Origin of the sequence: Methylobacterium sp. 77 (genome assembly GCF_000372825.1) — a bacterium.
GTDB lineage: Bacteria > Pseudomonadota > Alphaproteobacteria > Rhizobiales > Beijerinckiaceae > Methylobacterium.
Genome location: NZ_KB910516.1, coordinates 3,801,585 through 3,823,324 on the forward strand (window position 1 = coordinate 3,801,585; position 21,740 = coordinate 3,823,324).

At 67.9% G+C, this 21,740-nt stretch carries 22 protein-coding genes; 10 read left to right on the plus strand and 12 right to left on the minus strand.

Annotated elements, in window-relative coordinates:
• Positions 1-7: 7 nt before the first annotated feature.
• Positions 8-856, minus strand: a complete 849-nt coding sequence (locus tag A3OK_RS0118095; RefSeq protein ID WP_019906303.1) for a hypothetical protein — start codon at positions 854-856, stop codon at positions 8-10.
• Between the two features lie 478 nt (positions 857-1,334).
• On the opposite strand from A3OK_RS0118095, the gene A3OK_RS0118100 reads away from it, so the two are divergent.
• Positions 1,335-2,273 carry a lipid kinase gene (locus A3OK_RS0118100; RefSeq protein ID WP_019906304.1) on the plus strand — a complete coding sequence of 313 codons (939 nt, stop codon included), beginning with the start codon at positions 1,335-1,337 and terminating at the stop codon, positions 2,271-2,273.
• Between the two features lie 45 nt (positions 2,274-2,318).
• Positions 2,319-3,071 (plus strand): TerC family protein, encoded by a 753-nt coding sequence (locus tag A3OK_RS0118105; protein WP_019906305.1) that lies wholly within the window; start codon positions 2,319-2,321, stop codon positions 3,069-3,071.
• A gap of 484 nt (positions 3,072-3,555) precedes the next feature.
• Here the strand turns inward: A3OK_RS0118105 and A3OK_RS0118110 are convergent, their stop codons facing one another.
• The 5 genes from A3OK_RS0118110 to A3OK_RS0118130 form a co-directional block, all read right to left on the minus strand.
• Complete coding sequence (locus A3OK_RS0118110) at positions 3,556-4,476, minus strand: phosphatase PAP2 family protein (RefSeq protein ID WP_019906306.1); 921 nt, start codon at positions 4,474-4,476, stop codon at positions 3,556-3,558.
• A gap of 166 nt (positions 4,477-4,642) precedes the next feature.
• On the minus strand, positions 4,643-5,524 hold the full coding sequence (locus tag A3OK_RS0118115; RefSeq protein ID WP_019906307.1) for an alpha/beta hydrolase: 882 nt from the start codon (positions 5,522-5,524) through the stop codon (positions 4,643-4,645).
• Between the two features lie 222 nt (positions 5,525-5,746).
• Positions 5,747-6,589 carry a 2,3,4,5-tetrahydropyridine-2,6-dicarboxylate N-succinyltransferase gene (gene dapD, locus A3OK_RS0118120; RefSeq protein WP_019906308.1) on the minus strand — a complete coding sequence of 281 codons (843 nt, stop codon included), beginning with the start codon at positions 6,587-6,589 and terminating at the stop codon, positions 5,747-5,749.
• Between the two features lie 85 nt (positions 6,590-6,674).
• Positions 6,675-6,938, minus strand: a complete 264-nt coding sequence (locus A3OK_RS0118125; protein WP_019906309.1) for a YARHG domain-containing protein — start codon at positions 6,936-6,938, stop codon at positions 6,675-6,677.
• A gap of 92 nt (positions 6,939-7,030) precedes the next feature.
• Positions 7,031-7,483: a Crp/Fnr family transcriptional regulator gene (locus A3OK_RS0118130; protein WP_026597401.1), complete on the minus strand. Its 453-nt coding sequence runs from the start codon at positions 7,481-7,483 to the stop codon at positions 7,031-7,033.
• Between the two features lie 187 nt (positions 7,484-7,670).
• Here A3OK_RS0118130 and A3OK_RS0118135 point away from each other — a divergent pair, with 187 nt between their 5' ends.
• Complete coding sequence (locus A3OK_RS0118135) at positions 7,671-7,892, plus strand: hypothetical protein (protein ID WP_019906311.1); 222 nt, start codon at positions 7,671-7,673, stop codon at positions 7,890-7,892.
• A 16-nt stretch (positions 7,893-7,908) separates the two neighbouring features.
• Here A3OK_RS0118135 and A3OK_RS0118140 read toward each other — a convergent pair whose 3' ends face one another.
• Positions 7,909-8,595, minus strand: coding sequence for a response regulator transcription factor (locus tag A3OK_RS0118140; RefSeq protein WP_019906312.1), 687 nt, complete (start codon positions 8,593-8,595; stop codon positions 7,909-7,911).
• Positions 8,596-8,894: 299 nt separating this feature from the next.
• Here A3OK_RS0118140 and A3OK_RS0118145 point away from each other — a divergent pair, with 299 nt between their 5' ends.
• On the plus strand, positions 8,895-9,446 hold the full coding sequence (locus A3OK_RS0118145; RefSeq protein ID WP_019906313.1) for a L,D-transpeptidase family protein: 552 nt from the start codon (positions 8,895-8,897) through the stop codon (positions 9,444-9,446).
• A gap of 12 nt (positions 9,447-9,458) precedes the next feature.
• Here A3OK_RS0118145 and A3OK_RS0118150 read toward each other — a convergent pair whose 3' ends face one another.
• Positions 9,459-10,784, minus strand: coding sequence for an MFS transporter (locus A3OK_RS0118150; protein WP_019906314.1), 1,326 nt, complete (start codon positions 10,782-10,784; stop codon positions 9,459-9,461).
• Positions 10,785-10,944: 160 nt separating this feature from the next.
• On the opposite strand from A3OK_RS0118150, the gene A3OK_RS0118155 reads away from it, so the two are divergent.
• Complete coding sequence (locus A3OK_RS0118155; RefSeq protein ID WP_019906315.1) at positions 10,945-11,385, plus strand: MarR family winged helix-turn-helix transcriptional regulator; 441 nt, start codon at positions 10,945-10,947, stop codon at positions 11,383-11,385.
• A 105-nt stretch (positions 11,386-11,490) separates the two neighbouring features.
• Here the strand turns inward: A3OK_RS0118155 and hisS are convergent, their stop codons facing one another.
• The 3 genes from hisS to secB all read right to left on the minus strand — a co-directional run bounded on the left by hisS (position 11,491) and on the right by secB (position 14,388).
• Entirely contained in the window at positions 11,491-13,029 is a 1,539-nt protein-coding gene (hisS, locus tag A3OK_RS0118160; RefSeq protein ID WP_019906316.1) for a histidine--tRNA ligase, read from the minus strand.
• A 111-nt stretch (positions 13,030-13,140) separates the two neighbouring features.
• The gene (locus A3OK_RS0118165) at positions 13,141-13,626 is read right to left on the minus strand and encodes a DUF3429 domain-containing protein (RefSeq protein ID WP_019906317.1); all 486 of its coding nucleotides are present in this window, start codon (positions 13,624-13,626) and stop codon (positions 13,141-13,143) included.
• Between the two features lie 252 nt (positions 13,627-13,878).
• A complete protein-coding gene (secB, locus tag A3OK_RS0118170; RefSeq protein ID WP_019906318.1) occupies positions 13,879-14,388 on the minus strand; it encodes a protein-export chaperone SecB in 510 nt (169 codons plus the stop codon).
• Between the two features lie 417 nt (positions 14,389-14,805).
• Between secB and A3OK_RS0118175 the strand changes: the two genes are divergently transcribed.
• The 5 genes from A3OK_RS0118175 to mnmE all read left to right on the plus strand — a co-directional run bounded on the left by A3OK_RS0118175 (position 14,806) and on the right by mnmE (position 20,740).
• Positions 14,806-15,534: a Tim44/TimA family putative adaptor protein gene (locus A3OK_RS0118175; RefSeq protein WP_019906319.1), complete on the plus strand. Its 729-nt coding sequence runs from the start codon at positions 14,806-14,808 to the stop codon at positions 15,532-15,534.
• 58 nt (positions 15,535-15,592) lie between these two features.
• Positions 15,593-16,774 (plus strand): MltA domain-containing protein, encoded by a 1,182-nt coding sequence (locus tag A3OK_RS0118180; protein WP_051093043.1) that lies wholly within the window; start codon positions 15,593-15,595, stop codon positions 16,772-16,774.
• Positions 16,771-17,472 (plus strand): Smr/MutS family protein, encoded by a 702-nt coding sequence (locus tag A3OK_RS0118185; RefSeq protein WP_019906321.1) that lies wholly within the window; start codon positions 16,771-16,773, stop codon positions 17,470-17,472. Before A3OK_RS0118180 ends, A3OK_RS0118185 begins: the two co-directional genes overlap by 4 nt.
• A 373-nt stretch (positions 17,473-17,845) precedes the next feature.
• Positions 17,846-19,189 (plus strand): transcription termination factor Rho, encoded by a 1,344-nt coding sequence (gene rho / locus A3OK_RS0118190; protein WP_019906322.1) that lies wholly within the window; start codon positions 17,846-17,848, stop codon positions 19,187-19,189.
• Positions 19,190-19,432: 243 nt separating this feature from the next.
• On the plus strand, positions 19,433-20,740 hold the full coding sequence (mnmE, locus tag A3OK_RS0118195; RefSeq protein ID WP_019906323.1) for a tRNA uridine-5-carboxymethylaminomethyl(34) synthesis GTPase MnmE: 1,308 nt from the start codon (positions 19,433-19,435) through the stop codon (positions 20,738-20,740).
• A gap of 86 nt (positions 20,741-20,826) precedes the next feature.
• On the opposite strand, the gene A3OK_RS0118200 is transcribed toward mnmE, so the two are convergent.
• Positions 20,827-21,720 carry a ParB/RepB/Spo0J family partition protein gene (locus A3OK_RS0118200; protein ID WP_019906324.1) on the minus strand — a complete coding sequence of 298 codons (894 nt, stop codon included), beginning with the start codon at positions 21,718-21,720 and terminating at the stop codon, positions 20,827-20,829.
• Positions 21,721-21,740: the final 20 nt, after the last annotated feature.

Consider the following 21,740-nt stretch of genomic DNA (forward strand, 5'->3'; position numbering starts at 1 on the left):
GTGTGTCTCAGGCGCCATGCCGTGTCGGTGTGATGGCACTCAGCGGGCCGGGGGCGTAACGGCTGAGGACACGGCTCGACTCGGACACGATCACCGGGCGCGGTCCGGCAAAGGAGATTTCGAGAGTCAGCTCCGAGACGCCCTGCGAGCGGGCGCCCTTCCTGGGGTTGTCGGCCCGGAAATCGAAGGTCGAGCGCACGATGCAGCTCGATGTCGCGACGCTGCAGGCCGTGCGTGCGGAACCGCCCTGCGCCACATAGCGGCGTTCGGGCCAGCGACGGACGAAGCGCCGCTTCTCCGCCATGAGAGCGGCGAGCGACAGGGTGCGGCCGTGGAATCGGACGCGCTCGGCATAGAAGCGAGGTGCGGCCGCGACCATGCCGTCACCAGGAGCCGAGACGGCGTCGAGATAATCCTCGTTCAGCCTCTGGGCCTTGCCGGCCCATTCCGGGAAGCGGTCGTCGGAGGCCATGGCCATGCCGGGGGCGACGGTGAGCGGCAATGCGTTCGGCGGGACCTGCGAAAGCCGGCGATGGGAGCGCCGGACACCCGAATCCGCCTGACGGATGCTGCGACGGGCGCGCAGCGGCGCCTCGGCACGTTTCTCGTCGACGGCGGAGGCGCCTGAATCGGCCGTCATGGTGTCGGGCTTCGTCGCCTGAGATGCGCTGCCCTGCAGGTTCTCTTTGGCAGCCGGCGGCGAGGCGGGCTTGGCCTCGGCTTTCGGCTCGGGCTTCTGGTCCGCCTTGGCTGGAGGATCGACCCAGGCCGGGCGAGTCTGAGCTCCGGCGCTGCCGGTGGAGAGCAGGGCGCCGAGGAGGGCGGCCGAGCAGGTGGAGACAAGACCGTGGCGCATGGCATCTCACCGCTGTCGCGAACGACGTGGAGGGTGGGCACGACCGCATCGGAGCGCCCGGCCTGGGGGAAACGTCAAGGTGGGGCTTTCGGTTGCTCTCGTGAGTGGGTCCACTCGCGACGCAGACGCGCCCTGCGGCGAGGACTAGCACGCCGGGTCGCCGACCGGCCGCCAAAGGCGTCATTCCCCGCGCTATGCCCGCTGTTCCCAGCCCATCGGCGACCGATGCCCGCCGAGCCGGCCTGCCCCCATCTCCGGTAAAGCCTCTTCGGCCGAAGCTCCCTTCTGACGAAGACCCCTTGCCATCGCCGCGCAAGGGCCCACCTCTGAAGAGCTTGACGGGTCCGGGCCCCTCTGGCGGCCGAGGCGTCGGCCGCGATGTCGGACCCCTTCTTTGCCTTTGCGCTCACGCGGCGCGAACGCACCGGGGGGTTCTGACACAGGTGGTTGTTGCAATGATTTCGCGCGGCATCTCGGGATGCCCATCGGTCGAGGCCGCCGCGTGAGCGCCGCCTCCCCGCGCCGGGCGCTCCTCCTCGTCAATCCGAACGCGCGCAATGGCACGTTCTCCCTCGATACCGTCCGCGATGCCTTGCGCGACGCCGGCATCGAGCCGTTCGAACCGCCGGGCGATCCCGATTGCACGGCGGTCATCAAGCGCCATGCGAAAGGCTGCGATCTCGTCATCCTCGGCGGCGGCGACGGCACCATGAATTCGGCCGCCCCCGCTCTGGTCGAGACCGGCCTGCCCCTGGGCATCCTGCCGCTCGGCACCGCCAACGATCTTGCCCGCTCCCTCGGCCTGCCCACCGATCCGGTGGAGGCGGCGCGCCTCATCGGCACGGCGCAGCCGCAGCCGGTCGATCTCGGCTGGGTCAACGGCCGCTATTACTTCAACGTGGCGAGCATCGGCTTTTCGGCCGAACTGGCCGGCGACCTCACTGCCGAATCGAAGAAGAAGTGGGGCACCCTCGGCTACGCCATCGCCGCCATGCGGGTCCTGCGACGGGTGCGCCCGTTCACGGTCTATCTCGAACATGACGGGCAGACCGAGACCATCACCACGATCCAGGTCTCGGTCGGCAACGGCCGCCACTATGGCGGCGGGATGACGGTGGAGGAGACGGCGACCGTCGATGACGGAAAGCTCGATTTCTACAGCCTCGAAGTCACGCATTGGTGGCGGCTTCTCGCGCTCCTGCCGGCCCTTCGCCGAGGCACTCAGGGCAAGGCCGCCGATGTGCGGGCCTTCAACACCACCGAGATCGTGGTGAAGACCAAGAAGCCGAGGCCGGTGAACACGGACGGGGAATTGTCCACCTACACGCCGGCCCATTTCAAGGTCGTGCCCAAGGCCATCCGGATCTATGCGCCCGAGCCCTCCGAGCGCCCCGGCATCATCCCCACAGCGTCCTGATATCCCGCTGCTTCCCGACCTGACGACGTTCGAGGTTCTCTTCCCGTGGATTCCCTATTTCAACTCGCCGCAGACCCCACCGCGTGGGTGGCGCTCGCCACCCTCATCGTGATGGAGGTGGTGCTCGGCATCGACAACCTGATCTTCATCTCGATCCTCACCAACAAGCTGCCGGCCCATCAGCAGACCAAGGCGCGCCGCATCGGCATCGGCCTCGCCCTGATCCTGCGCCTCGGCCTGCTCGGCACCGTCGCCTACATCGTCCACCTGACCCAGCCGGTCTTCGAGATCTTCGGGAAGGCCTTCTCCTGGCGGGACATGATCCTGATCGGCGGCGGCCTGTTCCTGCTGTGGAAGGCCACGAAGGAGATCCACGAGAGCGTCGACCCCGATGACGGCCACGAGGACGCGTCGACGTCGCCGGTGGTGATGAGTTTCGCCGCCGCGGTCGGCCAGATCCTGGTCCTCGATCTCGTCTTCTCCATCGACAGCATCATCACGGCGGTCGGCATGACCGACCATGTGCCGATCATGGTGATCGCCGTCATCACCGCCGTCACCGTCATGCTTCTGGCGGCCGACCCGCTGGCACGCTTCATCGCCGCCAACCCGACCGTGGTGATGCTGGCGCTCGGCTTCCTCATCATGATCGGCATGACGCTGATCGCCGAGGGCTTCGGCGCCCACGTGCCCAAGGGCTACATCTACACCGCCATGGCCTTCTCGGCCGGCGTGGAGGGGCTCAACCTTCTCGCCAGACGCCGGAAGCGGGGCAAGAAGGCGGGGGAGCCCGGCTAGGACCGCATCGGTTCCGGCGGATGCCGGTTGAGGGCGAAGGGCCAACGTGCCGTCACTGCCCTCGACCGGACCGCCGATCTCGACATGGCCCTGGTCGCTGTCGTCATTGCCGAACTTCGCCGAAGGGCGTGAGATCGGTGGGGTCGACGGTCACGTCGAGGCTGCTGCCACGAGAGCCGAGCCGGTAGGCGTCGGCCGGACCGCCTAGGAAGGGGGCCGCCTCGACGCCGACTGCTTCTAATCCGGAGAGGTCTCGGGCACGCGGGGTCGGCTCGGCCCGACCTGACGGAGGCCGTGCCAGAAGATGCCGCCAGAGCGATCGAACCCGCGGACCTAGACCGAGTGGTAGCGCGGATCGAAGCCGAACACGTTCGCGGGGACACCCGTCGCGTCGCTGAGAGAAGCGACGCTCGTTTTTTTGACGCCGCTCCCCACGGTTATCAAGTAAAAATTGTTATTGTGTAATGACTTAGAATGGCTCGTGCTACAGAATCGGCTCACGCAGAGCAGATGTCTCGCGGGCGCAGATGGCCTGGTCGGGTGGCGAGCCTTCCTGGGAGAGGTTCTTTGCGAGTTCGACGCGCGCGCGATCGAAATCCGCACGGTAGCCTGCATCGCCCTGGAGCGAGCTGACGACGACGCTGGCGGTCGTGCGTCCAGCCTCGACATCGCTCGCCCAATGCACGCCGCAGACGATCCGGTTCTCGCCGTAAGCCTTACCGCGCACGAAGAACTGCGTCGCCTTCTCGGGCACCAGGGCCGCGAGGATGGAGGCGTAGGCCCAGCCTTGGGTCGCGTGGCTCGAGGGGAAGCTGTAGGCGTCCCCGAGTTCGCGCGTGCGCGCCACGCAGATCTCGGCCTCGTTGCCGACGAAGGGACGCAGGCGGCGATAATGCTCCTTGAGCGAGCGGGTGGCGCGGCTGATGTCGAGGCGGGTCCGTTCCAGCAGCGTCATCAGGGCCGGCGAGCGCGACTGGTCGATCTTGCGGCCGAGCACGCAGGCGAAATCGTCGAGGATGGCCGACGGTCCGTCGGCGACATCGGCAGTCGCGAGTTCCCAGCGTGGGCTGCCCTTGAGGGCGCGGGTCGCCGAGAAGGCGGTCTTGTCCGCGGTCTCGGCGGCCGATTGTCCACGAGGCGGCGGCGGCAGGATCGCGACGGTATCCGGTGCCGTGGCATCGGACAGGTAGGGCGCGCGTGCCGCGACCCCCGGCGTCAACGATGTCGTCGCCACGGCCGGCGCGGAACGGGGCTTCTGATCGGCGGCCTTCTTCTCGACGGCGTTCGGGGCGGGAGCCTGCGCCCAGGCAGGGGACGTCGTCAGGGCTACCGAGGTCAAGGCTGTCGAGGTCAAGGCTGCCGACGTGAAGGCGAGCGACGCGAGAGCGGGAAGCAGGGGAGACATGGCGGCGGCTCTGGATGAAAGGCGTCGGGATTGGCAAGCGACAGGAGAGCCATAGGGTTCCTGAACGACACTCGTATGGCGCCCGGAGCGCATGACATTTCGCCAATCCGTAACGAGATCGGTCAGGAATCGCCGTTCTCGGCGTCTCTTGGCGTCTCTTGGCGCCCTACCCGATGCCGGCGCGGATCGCGGCGGCGACTTCGCCCGGATATTCCTCGTGCGGGCTCAAGGCCCCCGGCACCGATGCCTTGGCGACGTTGCCTGAGGCGATGAGGGCATCCATCTCGGCGCCGGAGCGGCGTGGCGCGCGCTCCGGGCGAAGGACCAGGATCGGCGGAAGGCCGTCCGCCTCGAACAGGGCGAGGAAGTCCTTGCGGGTCTTGAACGGGTCGAGCCCGCCGGTGACGAAGGCGGCGGTGCCGAAGCGGCCACTCGGCTGGAGCGTGACGGCGTGCTTGTCGGCGATGATGCCGGGCGTGACGTGGTCGGGATCGGCATAGACATGCGCGCGCATCATCCGGCCGATCACCGGCGGGCTGATGTTGATGCGGTAGAGCGCCTCGCCGAAGAACGGCAGTTCGAGTGCCTTGCGGATGCCCGAGAACAGGCCACGGCGCGATTGGCCCATGGCGGTGGGCAGCGGCCCCCGCCAGGTCGGGGCCACGAGAACGAGCTGGTCGAACAAGCCGGGATGTCGCTGCGCGGCGGCCACGAGATAAGGTGCGGCATGACCCGCCGCGATGCCGATCGCATAGGGTCCCGGTACCGCCGCGATCAGGGAATCCAGGAACGCGTGGAAGGTCTCCGGCTCCATCGCGATCCGCGAGCGCGGGTGATTGCCGAAGCCCGGCCAATCGGGGATGAGGCAGCGATAATCATGGCCGAGGTTCTTGGCGAGCGGTCGCATTTCGGCACGCGCCGAGATCGACGACAGGGCCGGCAGCAACAGAGCGGCCGGTCCGCCCCCGACGATGTCGCAGGGCGTCGGCACCTTCCGCTCCAGCACGTCGAGCTGAAAGCCACGGGTGGAGTGGGCAGGCTCGATCATCGCTCGCACGCCCTCATACGCTTCGCCGCCGGTTCGCCGCTGTCTCGGATGTGAGATCTATGCCGGCGTCGGCCCCCTGCCCAGGGCGACCCGCCGTCACTCCGTGGGTCATGAGATCGGTGGGCCATGAGAATCGGTAGCCATGAGAATCGATAGCCATGGGATCGAGCACGCTCGTCCCCTCCCCCGCCGGAGGGGGAGAAGGGGATCCGCGTCATGCGCTCAGGTGCGCAGAAGCTCGTTGATGGCGGTCTTGGAGCGGGTGCCGGCATCGACGCGCTTGACGATGACGGCGCAGTAGAGGCCGGGGCCGGGGCTGCCGTCCGGCAGGTCCTTGCCGGGCGTGGTGCCCGAGACCACCACCGAGTAGGGCGGCACGCGGCCATACATGACCTCGCCCGTCGCGCGGTCGATGATCTTGGTGGAGGCGCCGATATAGACGCCCATGGACAGCACGCTGCCCTGGCCGACGATCACGCCCTCGGCCACCTCGGCGCGGGCGCCGATGAAGCAATCGTCCTCGATGATGACCGGATTGGCCTGGAGCGGCTCGAGCACGCCGGCGATGCCGGCGCCGCCGGAGATGTGGCAGTTCTTTCCGACCTGTGCGCAGGAGCCGATCGTCACCCAGGTGTCGACCATCGTACCCTCGCCCACATGGGCGCCGAGGTTGACGAAGGACGGCATCAGCACGGCGCCGGGCGCGATGTAGGAGCCGCGGCGCACGATGCAGCCCGGCACCGCGCGGAAGCCCGCCTCGCGGAAGTGCTTCTTCTTCCAGCCCTCGAACTTCGACGGCACCTTGTCCCACCAATTGGCGCCATCGGGACCGCCATGGATGATCTCCATGTCGTTGAGGCGGAAGGACAGCAGCACCGCCTTCTTGAGCCACTGATTGACCTGCCACTCCTCGCCGGCCTTCTCGGCCACGCGGACCTTGCCGGAATCGAGCAGGTCGAGGGCCTCGTCCACGGCGTCGCGCACGGCGCCCTTGGTGGAGGTGTCGATTCCGGCGCGCTCCTCCCAGGCGGTCTCGATGGTGGTGGCGAGGTCGGCGTGGGACATGGCGGCGTTCCGGTCGGTTGGGGAAGGGCCGTGCTTACAAAAGGCGGCCCGGCCTGTCACCTCACGGAACAGGCGTGGGTCGGTCTCAATCGCGGCAGCCGCTGCGGGCTTCGTCCCGCACGATCTCGGCGACCTTCGCGCGATCGCGGGCGGAGAGCGGGACGTCGCGGATGTCGGAGAAGCGGCATTTCTCGTTGCCGAAGGCCGCGATCCCGCGCGGGGTCTTGAAGCAGTATCCCGCCTCCGCATAGACCGCGTTCCGCTCGCCCCAGAGTTCGTCGCAGGGGAATGCCGCCAATGCCGGGGAGGCCGGCAGCAAGGCGAGGCAGAGAATCACGAGAGGGCGCATCGGCATTTCCTGGGAGGGCGTGAGAGAGTGCAGGCGTTTCGCCCGTCTTCGCAAGGTGCGCCGGATCCGGCCGCGACTCCGGTGAGGCTCCGTCAGGTGGCATCGATCCTGGCGCGAACGCGATCGAGCCCTTGCGCCAGCTCGCTGAGGTCGTCGGCGAGGGCGCCATGGATGGCGTCGGCCGCATCCGGGAATTCCTCGAGCACGCGGCGCATCAGGGTCGGGGTGATGCGCATGACCTCCGCCGCCGTGACGGCGCGGGCATCGGTGGGGCGGTCGCCGCGCAGGAACAGCGCCATCCGTCCGATCAGCGCGGAACGGCCGACGCTGATGGGCTCGGCGTCGGCGACGCGCGGCGCCAGCTCGATCGTCCCCGACATCACCACGAAGCCGCCATCGGTGCGTTCGTCACGGGCGAACAGGACGTCTCCCGGCATCAGGCCGCGGCGCTCGGCTGCGAAGGAGAGGAGCCTCAGGGCGTCTCGCCCCATGAAGCCGAACAGGGGGGCGGCCGCCAGGATCGCGATGTCGTCGTCGAGCCCCAAGGCCACCCGCTCCCTCGAAACGGAGGCGACCCTCCAGAGGAACCAGCCTTAGCCGAAGGCGGGCGAGGGGGGAAATCCGGCCGTGCTGACTTTACGGGACGCGTGGAGGTCGTGGTCGCCAACAAACAGCTGTCACGAAGCCGAGGGATACAGGTCTCTCCCGATCGAGACGAAGACGGACAAAGCGGTGGCCAATCACATCTGCCTGGATCCCAACGATCCCTATGCCCAGACCGAAGTCCTGGTTTTCTTCGAAGGCAGATATCCCAATATCCGTCTGCTGTCGGTCATCGACGGCAACGCGGACGAGATCCTGGCCGATCTCGTCGACGAACAGCAGCGCGATCTCATTCGGGAGATCGCCGCCTTCTACAGGCCCGGTGGTGAGTCGCCGATCGCGATCGCCTGACGCCCGGATCCGCGCCTCAGGGCAACAGCTTGTAGCCGCCGCCTTCGGTGACGAGGATTGCGGTGACGGCCGGGTTCGGCTCGATCTTCTGGCGCAGGCGATAGATGTGGGTCTCCAGCGTGTGCGTGGTGACCTGCGCGTTGTAGCCCCAGACCTCGGCGAGCAGCGTGTCGCGTCCCACCACCTCGCGGCCGGCACGGTAGAGGAACCGCAGGATCGCGGTCTCCTTCTCCGTGAGTTTCAGCTTCGAACCGCGTTCGCAGACGAGAAGCTTGGCGCCGGGGCGGAACGTGTAGGGGCCGATCTGGAAGACGGCGTCCTCGCTCGCCTCGTGGCTGCGCAGATGCGCGCGGATGCGGGCGAGCAGCACGGCGAACTTGAACGGCTTGCCGACATAATCGTTGGCGCCGGCTTCCAGGCCTTCGACCGTATCCTGTTCCGAATCCTGGGCGCTCAGCATGATGACCGGGCCGCGATAGCCGTTGCGGCGCATGATCCGCACCGCCTCGCGCCCGTCCATGTCCGGGAGGCCGACATCCATGATCGCGAGATCGATCCGCTCCTCGGTCACGCGGGCGAGGGCGGTCTTCGCATCCTCCGCGCCGAGAACGATGAATTCCTCGTAGAGATCGAGCTGCTCGATCAGCGTTTCGCGCAAGGACGCGTCGTCGTCGCAGATGAGCAGGCGATGGGTGGTCGACATCGGCCGGGATACTTTCACACGCAACTGGGATGCACCCCGAATGGGTCGATCCCGAGAACTTGAGAGACGGCCGAGTTCTCGGCCGCTAGCGTACAGTCCAGAGTGATGAGTCTATTATGTCAGAACCTTGAACGACTTCGAGGCGAAGGCCGCCTTCGCACATACCGGACGGGCCAAGGACCGAAAAAGTTTCGCCCGGGCTCGACCTTCGGGCATCGTCGCCGGGGCAGGGCTGGCCCCGCTGTGTCCGTCCGGTCGATAAAGCGGCCATCATCCCCGAACGCACGATCTCCGAACGCATGATCTCCAAACGTCCGATCCGTACGACGCTCACTCACATCCGTGTCCGCCGGCTCGTCGGTGATCCGACCCGCGGGCAGATCCTCGCCGGTGGCGCGATCATCCCCTGCGCGCTCGGCCGCTCGGGCATCGGTCAGGTGAAGCGGGAAGGGGACGGCAAGTCTCCGAGGGGGCGATTTCGCCTCCGGGCCGGTGCCTATCGCCCGGACCATTTCGGAGCGCGTCCACGCACCACGCTGGGCTTGCGCCCGACGCGACGGAGCGACGGCTGGTGCGACGACCCGCGCGACCGGCGCTACAACCGCCCGATCACCCTGCCCACGCCCCATGTGAGCGCCGAGCGGATGTGGCGGGAGGACGGTCTCTACGATCTCGTGGTCGATCTCGACTACAATCGCCAGCCGATCCGGCCGGGCCGCGGCTCGGCGATCTTTCTCCATGTGGCGCGGGCGGGATACCTGCCGACGGAGGGCTGCGTCGCGGTGAAGCGCACCGATCTCGTCCGGCTTCTGCGGCGCGTCGGAGCGCGCACGCATCTGGACATCCTGTGATGACCGCATGCGCTACCCCTTCGCTGGAACGGCGGCGGCGGCCCCGTCCCGGCGCTCGCCCGGACGCGACAGGGTCATGACCAGGATGGCCGCGAGGCAGCACAGGGCGCCCGCGGCGAAGAAGGCCGGCAGGTAGCTCGACAGGGCGGTGCGCGAGAGGCCGGCGCCGTAAGCGATGGTCGCCGCACCCAATTGGTGACCCGCGAACACCCAGCCGAAGACGAGGTTGGCCTTCTCGCGGCCGAACCGGGTGGCGGTGAGCCTGACCGTGGGCGGTACCGTGGCGATCCAGTCGAGCCCGTAGAAGGCGGCGAAGACGGACAGGCCGACGAAGGAGAAATCCGAGAACGGCAGGAACATCAGCGAGAGGCCGCGCAGGCCGTAATACCAGAACAGGAGCCAACGGTTGTCGTAGCGGTCGGAGAGCCATCCCGAGGCGACGGTGCCGACGAAATCGAACACGCCCATCGCCGCGAGCACACTCGCCCCCTGCACCGGGCCGATGCCGTAATCGGCACAGAGCGGGATGAAATGGGTCTGGATCAGCCCGTTCGTGCTGGCTCCGCAGATGAAGAACGTGGCGAACAGCACCCAGAACACGCTCGTGCGCGACGCCTCCCGCAGGACACCGAGGGCGGAGCCGGCCATGGCGACCGGTGCCTGCCTCGACCCGGCGGCGGCGGTGTCGCCATAGGGCGCCAGACCCATCTCCTCCGGCCGGTCGCGCATCAGGGCCGTCACGGCGAGCCCTGCCGTCAGCAGGAGGCCGCAGATCACGAGGAGCGCCGCGCGCCAGCCGAGCGCCTCGGTGAGGGCGGCGAGCAGCGGAAGCACGACGAGCTGGCCCGTGGCGGAACTCGCGGTGAGGAGGCCGACGACGAGGCCGCGCGAGCGGGAGAACCAACGGGTCGCGATGGTGGCGCCGAGGACCAGGGCGGTCAGGCCGGTGCCGATTCCGACCACGACCCCCCAGAGCAGGACGAGCTGCCAGACCTCGCTCATGAACAGGGACGCGAGCAGGCCGCCGACGATGAGGAGCAGCGCCAGGAGCACGATGCGGCGCGGGCCGTAGCGGTTCATCAGCTGGGCGGCGAAGGGCCCCATCAGGCCGAACAGGACGAAGCGGACGGCGAGCGCCGAGGAGATCGTCGCCGTGTCCCAGCCGAACTCCTTCTGAAGCGGCAGGATCAGCACGCCCGGTGCGCCGACGGCTCCCGCCGTCACCAGCATGGTGAGGAAGGTGACGCCGGCGACGACCCAGCCGTAATGGACGTTCCGCCGGGCGAGGGGGGCGGCAACGGCGTTCGACAACGAGCCGAATGGGGTGGCGTTGGACATACGGCCTCTTCAGGGTCCCGCATGATGTTCCGGCGCGACGATCGGGCAAGACGGCAGCCCGGCATCGCGCGGTGGTGAGGCCCTTGCTTAGGCGCATATGCACCCTTTAGACAAGCGCTCAGCTCTTAACGCCGTGATCGTGGATCGAGGACCTGTCGCGATGGACCAACCGGCGCCGACCTCGCCGTGCCACTGCATCACCCTTCGGCAGGCGTCGCGGCGACTGACGCAGCATTACGACCACCACCTTGCCCCCAGCGGCCTGCGCGCCAGCCAATACGGCGTGTTGCGCGGTCTGAGCCGCGTCGCGCCGATTTCCATCAACGCCTTCGCCGAGATCATGGTGATGGACCGGACCACGATGGGCCGCGCCCTGCGGCCCCTGACCCGGGACGGTCTCGTCGCCGTCGGTCCGGGGCCGGACGGCCGCACCCGGTCCCTGACCGTCACCACAGCGGGATGGGCGCGGATGGAGGAGGCGCTGCCCCTCTGGGAGCGGGCGCAGCGATCGTTCGAGGAGAGTTACGGGACTGCACCGGCAAGCGACCTGCACCGGGCGGTTGCCCGCGTGGCGAGGTCCGACCTGTCCTTGGCCGGGTGAGGGCGGAGGCGACCGGCGCGCTCCGGGTCGTGGCGAGATCGCAGCCTCTGATCGCAACGCCTCCCGGATCACCCACCGGGTGTCCGGGACAGGCGCGCGATCGTTTCAGAAATGCCGGGCCAGCACCTCGCGGACGCGCTCGACCATCTCGTCTTCCTTGACCGAGAACTGCGCCGGGCGAGCCGCCTTCCACTCCGCGTTGCTGGCGATGGCGCCCGCTGCCTTGGCGCCCTCGATCAGATCCTTGACCTGGACCTCGCCGGCCTCCCGCTCGTTCGAGCCCTGGATGATGGCACAGGGTGAGCTGCGGCGGTCGGCGTATTTCATCTGCGCCTTCATGCCGGAGCTGCCGAGATAGAGCTCGGCGCGGATGCCGGCTTCGCGCAGGCGCGACACGAGGCGCTGGTAATCGGCGATGTTGTCGCGGTCGAGGACCAGCACCACCACCGGGCCGGGCTTCGCGGTGCCCTCGAGAAGCGGGCTCTTGATCAGCTGCAGGGCCGACATCAGGCGCGAGACGCCGATGGAGAAGCCGGTCGCGGGCACGGGCTCGGCGCGGAAGCGGCCGACGAGGCCGTCATAGCGGCCGCCGCCCGCCACCGATCCGAAGCGCACGGTCTGGCCGTCCTCGTTGGTGACGGGGAAGGTCAGTTCGGCCTCGTAGACCGGGCCGGTATAGTATTCGAGGCCGCGCACCACGGAGGGGTCGGCCCTGACGCGGTCGTGGCCGTAGCCTGCCGCCGCGCAGAGCCGCATGATGGCGTGCAGCTCGGCGATGCCCTCGCGGCCGGTCTCGGAGGAGCCGACGACGTCGCTCCAGGAGCCGAAGAACTGCTCCCAGAAGGCCATCCGGTCGCCCTGCGCATCGGGGGCTGCCTGGAACGAGACGTAGGCGAGAATCCGCTCGATCGCCTCGGGGGCGAGGCCCGCTCCCTTGGTGACGTCGCCGCTCTCGTCCTTGCGGCCCTCGCCGAGGAGCTGGCGCACGCCGTCAACGCCGAGCCGGTCGAGCTTGTCGATGGCGCGCAGCACGGTGAGACGCTGGCCGGCCTTGTCCTCGCCTGCCAGGCCGATCGCCTCCATGACGCCGTCGAGCACCTTCCGGTTGTTGACCTTGACGACGTACTGGCCGGACAGGCCGAGCTTCTCCAGCGTGTCGGCCATCAGCATGCAGATCTCGGCATCGGCCGCGACGGAGCCGGCACCGACGATGTCGGCATCGCATTGCATGAACTGGCGGAAGCGGCCCGGGCCCGGCTTCTCGTTGCGGAAGACGTAGCCGGCGCGGAAGCTGCGGTAAGGCTTCGGGATCGCGTCGAAATGCTCGGCCACGTGGCGGGCGAGCGGCGCGGTGAGGTCGTAGCGGAGCGACAGCCAGGATTCGTCGTCGTCCTGGAACGAGAACACGCCCTCGTTCGGGCGGTCGAGGTCGGGCAGGAACTTGCCGAGCGACTCGGTGTACTCGACGAAGGGGGTCTCCAGCGCCTCGAACCCGTAGAGCTCGAAGCTCTGGCGGATCGTCTCCAGCATCCGGTGCTGCGCGGCGATCTCGTCGGTGCGGCGGTCGACGAAGCCGCGCGGCAGGCGCGCCTTCAATGTCTCGGCCTTCGTGGAGGCGGCCTTCTCGGATTCGGCCTTGGCCATGGTGTTTTCGCTTTGCGTTCGGGCTGTCGGTGTCACGCGGGCTCTATCGCGGGTGCCCCCGAGCGGCAAGCGCGCCGGGTATCAGGCCAGGAAAGGCCAGGGGCAAGATCGTCAGAGCTTCAGGGCCAGCAGCGCGCACAGGCCGAGGATGGCGATGGGGATCTGAGTCGGGCGCAGGCGCGCGAAGAAGAGCGGCGCCTCTCCGCTGCGGGCGGCGACGGGATCGAGGATCGCCACCGCGGTGAAACCGGCGATCAGGAGGGCGAGCGCCGTCACGGTCTGGCCGAGGGAGGCGGCGAGGAGCGCCACGAAGCCGAGACTGAACAGGCCGATCATGGTGGCGATCTGGGTGAAGCTCGGGCCGCCCTCGGTGCGGAAGCTGACGCCGCGACGCACACCCGACAGGAACAGCAGGATGGCGCAGCCCCACAGGATGGTGAGGTAGAGGATCGCATCTCCGAGATCGTCGCGCCGCCACCAGGCGAAGGCCGCGCCGAAGGCGAAGGGCAGCATCGGTCCGTAGCCGAACACGATGCTGAGCCAGGGGATCGCGCGGGGTTCGCTGACGGTGAGCGTGCGTCTGTCGTCCGGCCTCATCCGCGAAAAGCTCCTCGATCCGTCTCGCCGGGCAACCCCCGCATCGGGACACGGTTCCGGCTCGGCTCGCATCCCACGCCGCCGGTTCAGGAGCCTCCTCCACCCCAGGAAGGCTTCTCCGATCCACGCCAAGCGCGGCTGTTTTCACGTGCAACAGCAGGCCCGCCCTGCGCCCTATCCGGAAACGAGAACGCCCCGGCACGCCGAAGGCGGCCGGGGCGTGTCTGAGATCGACGCTGAGATGTCGGCGAATCAGGAGGCGAGGGGGCCGGTCTGATCGCCCTGCTGGTTCTGCGCCTCGAAGGCCTTCTGGCGGTAGAGACCGACGAAATCGATCGGATCGATGTAGAGCGGCGGGAAGCCGCCGTTGCGCACGGCCTCTGCGATGATCTGGCGCGCGAACGGGAACAGCAGGCGCGGGCACTCGATCATCACCGCCGGGTGGAGCTGGTCCTGCGGGATGTTGCGCATGCGGAAGATGCCGGCATAGTTCAGCTCGAACGCGAACAGAACCTCGTTGTTGATCTTGGCATCGCCTTCCAGGGTCAGCTCGACCTCGAAATCGGCCTCGGCCAACTGCTTGGCATTGACGTTGACCTGGATGTTGATCTGCGGGCCGCTTTCCTGCGGCTGGAGCGAGCGCGGCGCGTTCGGGTTCTCGAAGGAGAGATCCTTGGCGTACTGGGCCAGCGCATTGATGGCGGGCGACTGGTCTTCGGCGGGAGCCGCGCCGTTGCCGTTCGGTGCCGGGGTGTCGGCCATGGCGTTCTCGTCCTCTTTCGCGGGGTCTTTCGGGGCACCTCGGCGATCCACTGCGTGGCGTATCGTCCGATCGTCGCAGGGCCGGGTCCGAGCGACAGCGCGCTAACACGATGGGCCATCTCCGACAAGACGAAGGGGCCGGGCGGCGAGTCCGCCCCGAGACGCGAAGCCGCCTCCGCGGATGGCGATCCGCACTTGACCCTGAGGCCTCCGGCATGGCTCCTCCCTGCCTGGATACGGCGCGCGGGAAGTCCCATATGCGGGCTGACCTCGCGGGTTGCGCCTTCATATCCAGGGCGGAATCCTTGGATTCTTCGGCTCGATCCTTGCGCGGCGTTCCGATAAAGGGCGCAGCGGCGGGATTTCGGGAGCCTCCTCGAACAAGCAAGTCGTGCGACGGCCACGATCGGATCGGTGATGCAGGATTCTTTCGATTTGACGACCCTGATCTTTCTGGCGCTGGCGGTGTTCGTCATCTGGCGGCTCCGCTCGGTGCTGGGGCAGAAGACCGGAACCGAGCGCTCGCCGTTCAAGCCGGTCGACAGGAGCCGCAATCCGGCAGCGCCGGCGCGGCCGGAGGGCGACAACGTGGTGCGGCTCCCGGGGGCCGACCGGGCTCAGCCCCAATCCGATTCGGCGCCGGCCCCCGTGTCCGAAGTCCGTGATTGGCGCGGCATCGCCGAGCCGGGCTCGGCTGTCGCGCACGGGCTCGAAGCCGTCGTTCAGGTCGAGCCGAATTTCGACCCCCGCTCCTTCGTCGAAGGCGCCAAGGGAGCCTACGAGGCCATCGTGATCGCCTTCGCCAAGGGAGACCGCAAGACCCTGCGCAGCCTGCTCTCGCGCGAAGTCTGCGAGGGGTTCGAGCGTGAGATCACGGCCCGTGAGACGCGCCGCGAGACGGTGGAGACCACCTTCGTCTCCCTCGACAAGGCGGAGATCGTGGCCGTGGACGTGCGCAACCGCGTGGCGCAGGTGACCGTGCGGTTCCTGTCGCACCTCATCACCGCGACCCGCAGTGCCGAGGGCCAGGTGATCGACGGCAATGCCGAGGCGGTGGCCGAGGTGCCGGACGTGTGGACCTTCGCCCGCACCCTGGGCAGCCGCGATCCAAACTGGCAGCTCGTCGCCACGGAAGCCGGCGCCTGAGGATCCAGGGTTTGTCGTGACCGGGTTTTCGTATCGGACGATCGCGTCCTTCGCCGTCCTGGCTCTTGTCGGAGCATTCCTTCCCGGCCCGGTCGCTTTCGCGGCCGGGCCGCTTCGCGTCGGTGAGGCGGTTCTCGAACCCGTCGATCTCGCCACCCTGCCGGGTTTTCCCGGCTCCGATCCGGCCGCTTCCCTCGAGACGTTCCGGCGCACCTGCTCGGCACCCCCGGTCGTGATCGCTCCGAGCGTTACCGGCTTGGCGGAGGACCTCGCCGCGGCCTGCGCCCGCGCGGCCACGGTCGGGCCCGAGGAGGCCGTGGCCTTCCTCACGGGGAGTTTCGAAGCCTATCGCATCGTCAGGCCGGGCGAGGTGGGGGGCCCGCCGCGGAGGACGGGCTTCCTCACCGGCTATTTCGAGCCGGAGCTGACCGGCGCGCTTTCCGCCGAACCTGGTTTCACCACCCCTGCCCTCGCCCGGCCCGACGACCTCGTCAGCCTCGCCCCCGGCGAGACGTTGCCGGGGTTGGACCCGGCGTTACGGGCCGCACGGGCGACGGGGACCGGATTCGAGCCCTATCCCGATCGTGCCGCCATCGAGGATGGCGGGATCGGCGACCGTACCCGTCCGTTGCTGTACCTGCGCGACCCGGTCGATCTGTTCGTGCTCCAGGTCCAGGGCTCGGGACGGGTGCGCCTGCCGGACGGGCGAGCGGTGCGCGTACTCTATGACGGGCGCAACGGGCAGCCCTATACCTCGGTGGCCAAGCTCATCGTTCAGGCCGGGCACCTGCCCCTCGAAGGGCTGACGCTCGCGCGCTGGACCGGCTGGCTTCGCGCCCATCCGAAACTCGCCAAGCCGCTGATGCGGGCCAATGCCTCCTACATCTTCTTCCGCCTCGCCGAGGTGGAGGATCCGAGCCTCGGGCCTCCGGGCGCGGCCGGCGTTCCGCTGACGCCCGGCCGCAGCATCGCCGTCGATTCCACCCTGTGGCGCTACGGAACGCCGTTCTGGCTCGAAGGACGGATCGCCGGAGACGGCGCACCGGGGCGTCTCGTAATCGCCGCCGATACCGGCTCGGCCATCGTCGGCCCGGCACGGGGAGACCTCTATCTCGGTACCGGCGAAGCGGCGGGGATCGCCGCCGGCGATCTGCGCGAGGCGGTCGGTTTCATCGTCCTGCTGCCGAAGCCGCGTGCGGGGCCCTCCTCCGGCCCGGCCGCCCCGGCTGGCATTCCATGAGGCTGCCACGCAGACCCCGCGGCCTCTCGGGCGAGGATGCCTACCTCTGGGGCGAGATCGCGCGGCTGATCACCCCGTTGCGCGGGCGCGCCGTGCAGAAGGCCAAGGCCTTGCCGAGCGGCGCTCCAGTCCCGCCACGGAAGACGTCGGAGACGCAGGCCCCCGACGCCAAGGCGGTCACGGGCAAGGCCGTCGCGGGCAAGGCCGTGGCAACCAAGCCGGTCGCGGCCAAGACCTCGTTGCCGATGCCCGTCCCCGCCCATGCGCCGCTCAAGGCACCTCCAAAACGCGTCGTGAAGCCGACACCTCCGCCGTCGACCGTTGCGGCGGCCATGGTCGTCACGGCTCCGGCCCTACCCGGTCTCGAACGCAAGGCGCGCCTCGCCCTGCGACGGGGGTCTCTCAAGGTGGAGGCGCGGATCGATCTCCACGGGATGTATCAGGCCGAAGCCCACGGGGCCCTCGTGGGCTTTCTGATGCGCTGCCGCTCGGCGGGCCACGCCCATGTCCTCGTCGTCACCGGCAAGGGCGGCGGGGCGGGCTATGACGACGCGTTCTCGGAGCGTGGCGTCCTGCGCCGCAGCGTTCCCCATTGGTTGCGCTCGCCGGAACTGCGCAGCATCGTCATCGGGTTCGAGGAGGCCGCGCGCCATCACGGCGGCGCCGGTGCCCTCTACGTGCGGCTCAGGCGGCGCTGACGCAACCCACCGAAACGCGTCTCCGGCGAGACGAACACCGATCGGTCGTCCCGCCTGATTTGACGACATCCGCGTTTCTCAATCATCATCCTCGCCTCGCCTGCACCGACCCTGTGCGAGGTCGCGCCGAAGGCAGCCCGGTTTCGTTTTCGACGAATCGCGACGGGGTGGACTTGAGCCGGATGCGGAAACGCGATATGGGGAAGTCCCTCCTTTTACGCCGTGTTGCATCCGAGAGCCATTGGCTCCCCATAGACGATGCGCGGAACCGGCCTTCACCGCCGTTCCGACCACAGGTGCCGACAAGGCATCCGGCGCTCCTCCGACTGTCCTCCCCGATCAACCCTCGTCCATCGTCGGTTCCAATTCTCCCATGACGTCACAGAACGACTCCCTCCTTCCCGTGGATCCGTCGGCAGATGTCGGGCTGGTCGCTGCCGATCTCGGCCAGCATCGCGAGGTCAAGCTTCAGGATCTGAAGTCCAAGACCCCGACCGACCTGATCGCCTTCGCCGAGGAGGTCGAGGTCGAGAACGCCTCCACCATGCGCAAGCAGGAGCTGATGTTCTCCATCCTGAAGCAGCTCGCTGCCAAGGAGGTCGAGATCATCGGTGCCGGCACCGTGGAAGTGCTGCAGGACGGCTTCGGATTCCTGCGTTCCTCGGAATCGAACTACCTGCCCGGCCCTGACGACATCTACATCTCGCCGACCCAGATCCGCCGCTTCGGCCTGCGCACCGGCGACACCGTCGAGGGACCGATCCGGGGTCCGAAGGATGGCGAGCGCTACTTCGCGCTGCTCAAGGTCAACACGATCAACTTCGAGAACCCGGAGAAGATCAAGCATAAGGTCCATTTCGACAATCTGACGCCGCTCTTCCCGACGCAGCGCTTCAAGCTCGAACTGGACGCTCCGCCGAAGAAAGATTTCTCGCCGCGGATTATCGATATCGTGGCGCCCATCGGTAAGGGCCAGCGTGCCCTGATCGTGGCGCCGCCGCGCACCGGCAAGACCGTGCTGATGCAGAACATCGCGCAGTCGATCACCATCAATCACCCGGAATGCTACCTCATCGTGCTGCTCATCGACGAGCGCCCCGAGGAAGTCACCGACATGATCCGTTCGGTGAAGGGCGAGGTCATCGCCTCCACCTTCGACGAGCCGGCCACCCGCCACGTCCAGGTCGCCGAGATGGTGATCGAGAAGGCCAAGCGCCTCGTGGAGCATGGCCGGGACGTGGTCATCCTGCTCGATTCGATCACCCGACTCGGCCGCGCCTACAACACCGTGGTGCCGTCTTCCGGCAAGGTGCTGACCGGCGGTGTCGACGCCAACGCACTCCAGCGCCCGAAGCGCTTCTTCGGCGCCGCGCGTAACATCGAGGAAGGCGGCTCGCTCTCGATCATCGCCACCGCGCTCATCGATACCGGTTCGCGCATGGACGAGGTGATCTTCGAGGAGTTCAAGGGCACGGGTAACTCCGAAATCATTCTCGACCGCAAGGTCTCGGACAAGCGCATCTTCCCGGCGATCGACATCACCCGCTCGGGCACCCGCAAGGAAGAGCTCCTGGTGCCGCCGGATTCGCTCAAGAAGACCTACGTGCTGCGCCGCATCCTCAACCCGATGGGCGTCACCGACGCGATCGAGTTCCTCATGGACAAGCTGCGCCAGACCAAGAGCAACAACGACTTCTTCGATTCGATGAACACCTGAGGGGCGCTGGTCTCTCTCTCGTTCACTGCGAACCTCTCCCGAGGCTCACTCGAAGACGAGTCTCGGCGGGCACGGTATCCGGAAGGCTTCCTCACCCTCCGGTTCTCTTCCCCATGTCGGGATAAGAGCGAGGGGCATCGTGGAAGTCGCTGCGATATAACGATGTTTTCTTTCAGAAAATATCTCGTTCGCCGGCTTTCGATAGCCCTGCTCGCAGGTCGATTTTCCGGCATGGTTTGAGCGATGAGCGACGGCAGCACCATCTTCGCCCCCGCCAGCGGCTTCGGCCGTGCTGCCGTCGCCGTCATCCGCATCAGCGGCCCGGAATCCGGACCTCTCATCGTGAGGCTGGCCAAGCGCCTGCCGCCACCTCGCCGCCTGTCCCTGCGAACGCTTCGTGAGCACGGGACCGGCACCGTGCTCGATTCCGCCCTCGTCGCCTGGATGCCGGGACCGGATACGTTCACGGGCGAGGACATGGCCGAACTTCACCTCCACGGTGGCCTCGCCGTGCGCTCAGCCGTGATGGCGGCCTTGGCCACGCATCCCGGCTGCCGCCTCGCGGAACCCGGTGCCTTCAGCCGCCGGGCCGTCGAGAACGGGCGAATGGACCTCACCGCCGCCGAGGGAGCCGCCGACCTCATCGAGGCGGAAACCGACGCCCAGCGACGCCAGGCTCTGCGCCAACTCGACGGCGTCCTCGGCCGCAAGGTGGCCGAGTGGCGCGAGCGCCTGATCGACCTCCTGGCCGGTGCGGAGGCGGCCCTCGACTTCTCCGATGAGGGCGATGTCGACGACACCGCTCTCGACGCGCTCCTTCACGCCAAGGCTCGCATTATCCGCGATGAGATCGCTACGATCCTCGCGGATGGCCGCCGCGGCGAGCGCCTCCGCGAGGGCTTCGTTGTGGTGCTGTCCGGCCCGCCCAATGCCGGTAAATCGACCTTGCTCAACGCCTTGAGCGAACGGGATGCGGCCATCGTGTCCGCCATACCCGGCACCACCCGCGACCTCATCGAGATTCGCTGCGATCTCGGCGGATTGCCGGTCATTATCGTCGATACGGCGGGCTTGCGCGAGACGGTCGATCCCGTGGAAGCCGAAGGCATCCGCCGCACCCGCAAACGGATGGATCAGGCCGATCTCGTCCTCGCCCTTCATGCGGGAGACGAGCCCGCGAATGACGCAAAGCCCCTCTCCGATCGATCCGTTACGGTGCGGACGAAGGCCGATCTCGGAGGCATCGCGAATGGCGAGATCGCCATCTCGGCGGTGACCGGGCAGGGGCTCGACCAGCTTCTCATGCTCATCGAGGCCCGAGCCGAATCCGCATTGGGCGGAGGCGATGCGCTCATTACGCGCGAACGCCACCGCGACGGGCTCACCCGGTGCCGCGATCATCTCGACAGACTGTTAGCGGGACCTGCCCTCCCCGAGCTCCTCGCCGAGGATCTGCGCCTAGCCGTGAGGGCCTTGGGCGAAGTCGCCGGCCGGGTCGGCGTCGAGGACATGCTCGATCGCCTGTTCTCGGGGTTCTGTATCGGCAAGTAGATGCACCTACAGCCGACCTCGATGACCCTGCCTCGCCGAGGCCTGCCCGCGCGGTGCAGCCACCGAGGTCCGGAATGAGGGTCTCGTCACGCCCCGTCTGAGACTTTGAACCGCCGGCACAGGGCGTCGAGTTCCTCGGCCGTCTCGTAGCGAATGCGGATTTCGCCGCTGCCCTGGTTCTTCGACTTGAGCGAGACGGAGACACCGAGCGCCCGCGCCATCGCCTGTTCGAGGCTGTGCACCTGCCCGTCACGCTCGGGCTTGCGCGGACGGCCGGGACGCGGCGAATCCCCGTCCGGCACCTCGGCCGAGGCGAGAGCCTCGACTTCGCGCACGGACAAGCCTTCGGCCACGATACGCCGCGCAACGGCTTCAGGATCCCTCACCGCCAGCAAGGCGCGGGCATGACCCGCCGTGATCTCGCCGGCGACGACACGGTCCTGGATCGAACTGGACAATTGCAGCAGGCGCAGAGTGTTGGCGAGGTGAGAGCGGCTCTTGCCGATGATCTCTGCGAGTTCGGTCTGGCTGTAGCGGAACTCGCTCATCAGCCGCTCGTAACCGGCGGCTTCCTCGATGGCGTTGAGGTCGCTGCGCTGGACGTTTTCCAGGATGGCGTATTCGAGCGACGTCCGGTCGTCGATCTCCACGACGACGATCGGCGCTTCGTGAAGGCCGGCACGCTGTGCAGCCCGCCAACGACGCTCACCGGCGACGATCTCGTACGTATCCGGAACGCCGGCGAGGGCGCGCACGACGATGGGCTGGATGATGCCGCGCAGCTTGATCGATGCCGCCAACTCGTCGAGTTCGGCCTCATGGAAGCGACGGCGAGGATTGCGCGGATTGGGACGCAGGAATTCGACGGCGACCTTGCGCTGTGCCTGCGGCTTGCCCGCATCGCCGTTATCGTCACCCACATCCCCGATCAGGGCCGCGAGCCCGCGCCCGAGCCGGGGCCGCGCCACTTCATCCGCCATCGCCACCTGCTTCAACTCCG

Excerpts from the sequence above, each read along its gene's own strand:
- secB (WP_019906318.1), bottom strand. The coding sequence starts at position 14,388 with ATGGCCGACACCCCGGCACCGAACGGCAACGGCGCGGCTCCCGCCGAA.
- A3OK_RS0118110 (WP_019906306.1), bottom strand. The coding sequence starts at position 4,476 with ATGTCTCCCCTGCTTCCCGCTCTCGCGTCGCTCGCCTTCACGTCGGCA.
- rho (WP_019906322.1), top strand. The coding sequence starts at position 17,846 with ATGACGTCACAGAACGACTCCCTCCTTCCCGTGGATCCGTCGGCAGAT.
- A3OK_RS0118200 (WP_019906324.1), bottom strand. The coding sequence starts at position 21,720 with ATGGCGGATGAAGTGGCGCGGCCCCGGCTCGGGCGCGGGCTCGCGGCC.
- A3OK_RS0118115 (WP_019906307.1), bottom strand. The coding sequence starts at position 5,524 with ATGATCGAGCCTGCCCACTCCACCCGTGGCTTTCAGCTCGACGTGCTG.
- A3OK_RS0118150 (WP_019906314.1), bottom strand. The coding sequence starts at position 10,784 with ATGTCCAACGCCACCCCATTCGGCTCGTTGTCGAACGCCGTTGCCGCC.
- A3OK_RS0118185 (WP_019906321.1), top strand. The coding sequence starts at position 16,771 with ATGAGGCTGCCACGCAGACCCCGCGGCCTCTCGGGCGAGGATGCCTAC.
- A3OK_RS0118125 (WP_019906309.1), bottom strand. The coding sequence starts at position 6,938 with ATGCGCCCTCTCGTGATTCTCTGCCTCGCCTTGCTGCCGGCCTCCCCG.
- mnmE (WP_019906323.1), top strand. The coding sequence starts at position 19,433 with ATGAGCGACGGCAGCACCATCTTCGCCCCCGCCAGCGGCTTCGGCCGT.
- dapD (WP_019906308.1), bottom strand. The coding sequence starts at position 6,589 with ATGTCCCACGCCGACCTCGCCACCACCATCGAGACCGCCTGGGAGGAG.
- A3OK_RS0118140 (WP_019906312.1), bottom strand. The coding sequence starts at position 8,595 with ATGTCGACCACCCATCGCCTGCTCATCTGCGACGACGACGCGTCCTTG.
- A3OK_RS0118100 (WP_019906304.1), top strand. The coding sequence starts at position 1,335 with ATGCCCATCGGTCGAGGCCGCCGCGTGAGCGCCGCCTCCCCGCGCCGG.
- A3OK_RS0118165 (WP_019906317.1), bottom strand. The coding sequence starts at position 13,626 with ATGAGGCCGGACGACAGACGCACGCTCACCGTCAGCGAACCCCGCGCG.
- A3OK_RS0118095 (WP_019906303.1), bottom strand. The coding sequence starts at position 856 with ATGCGCCACGGTCTTGTCTCCACCTGCTCGGCCGCCCTCCTCGGCGCC.
- A3OK_RS0118175 (WP_019906319.1), top strand. The coding sequence starts at position 14,806 with ATGCAGGATTCTTTCGATTTGACGACCCTGATCTTTCTGGCGCTGGCG.
- A3OK_RS0118145 (WP_019906313.1), top strand. The coding sequence starts at position 8,895 with ATGATCTCCAAACGTCCGATCCGTACGACGCTCACTCACATCCGTGTC.
- A3OK_RS0118155 (WP_019906315.1), top strand. The coding sequence starts at position 10,945 with ATGGACCAACCGGCGCCGACCTCGCCGTGCCACTGCATCACCCTTCGG.
- hisS (WP_019906316.1), bottom strand. The coding sequence starts at position 13,029 with ATGGCCAAGGCCGAATCCGAGAAGGCCGCCTCCACGAAGGCCGAGACA.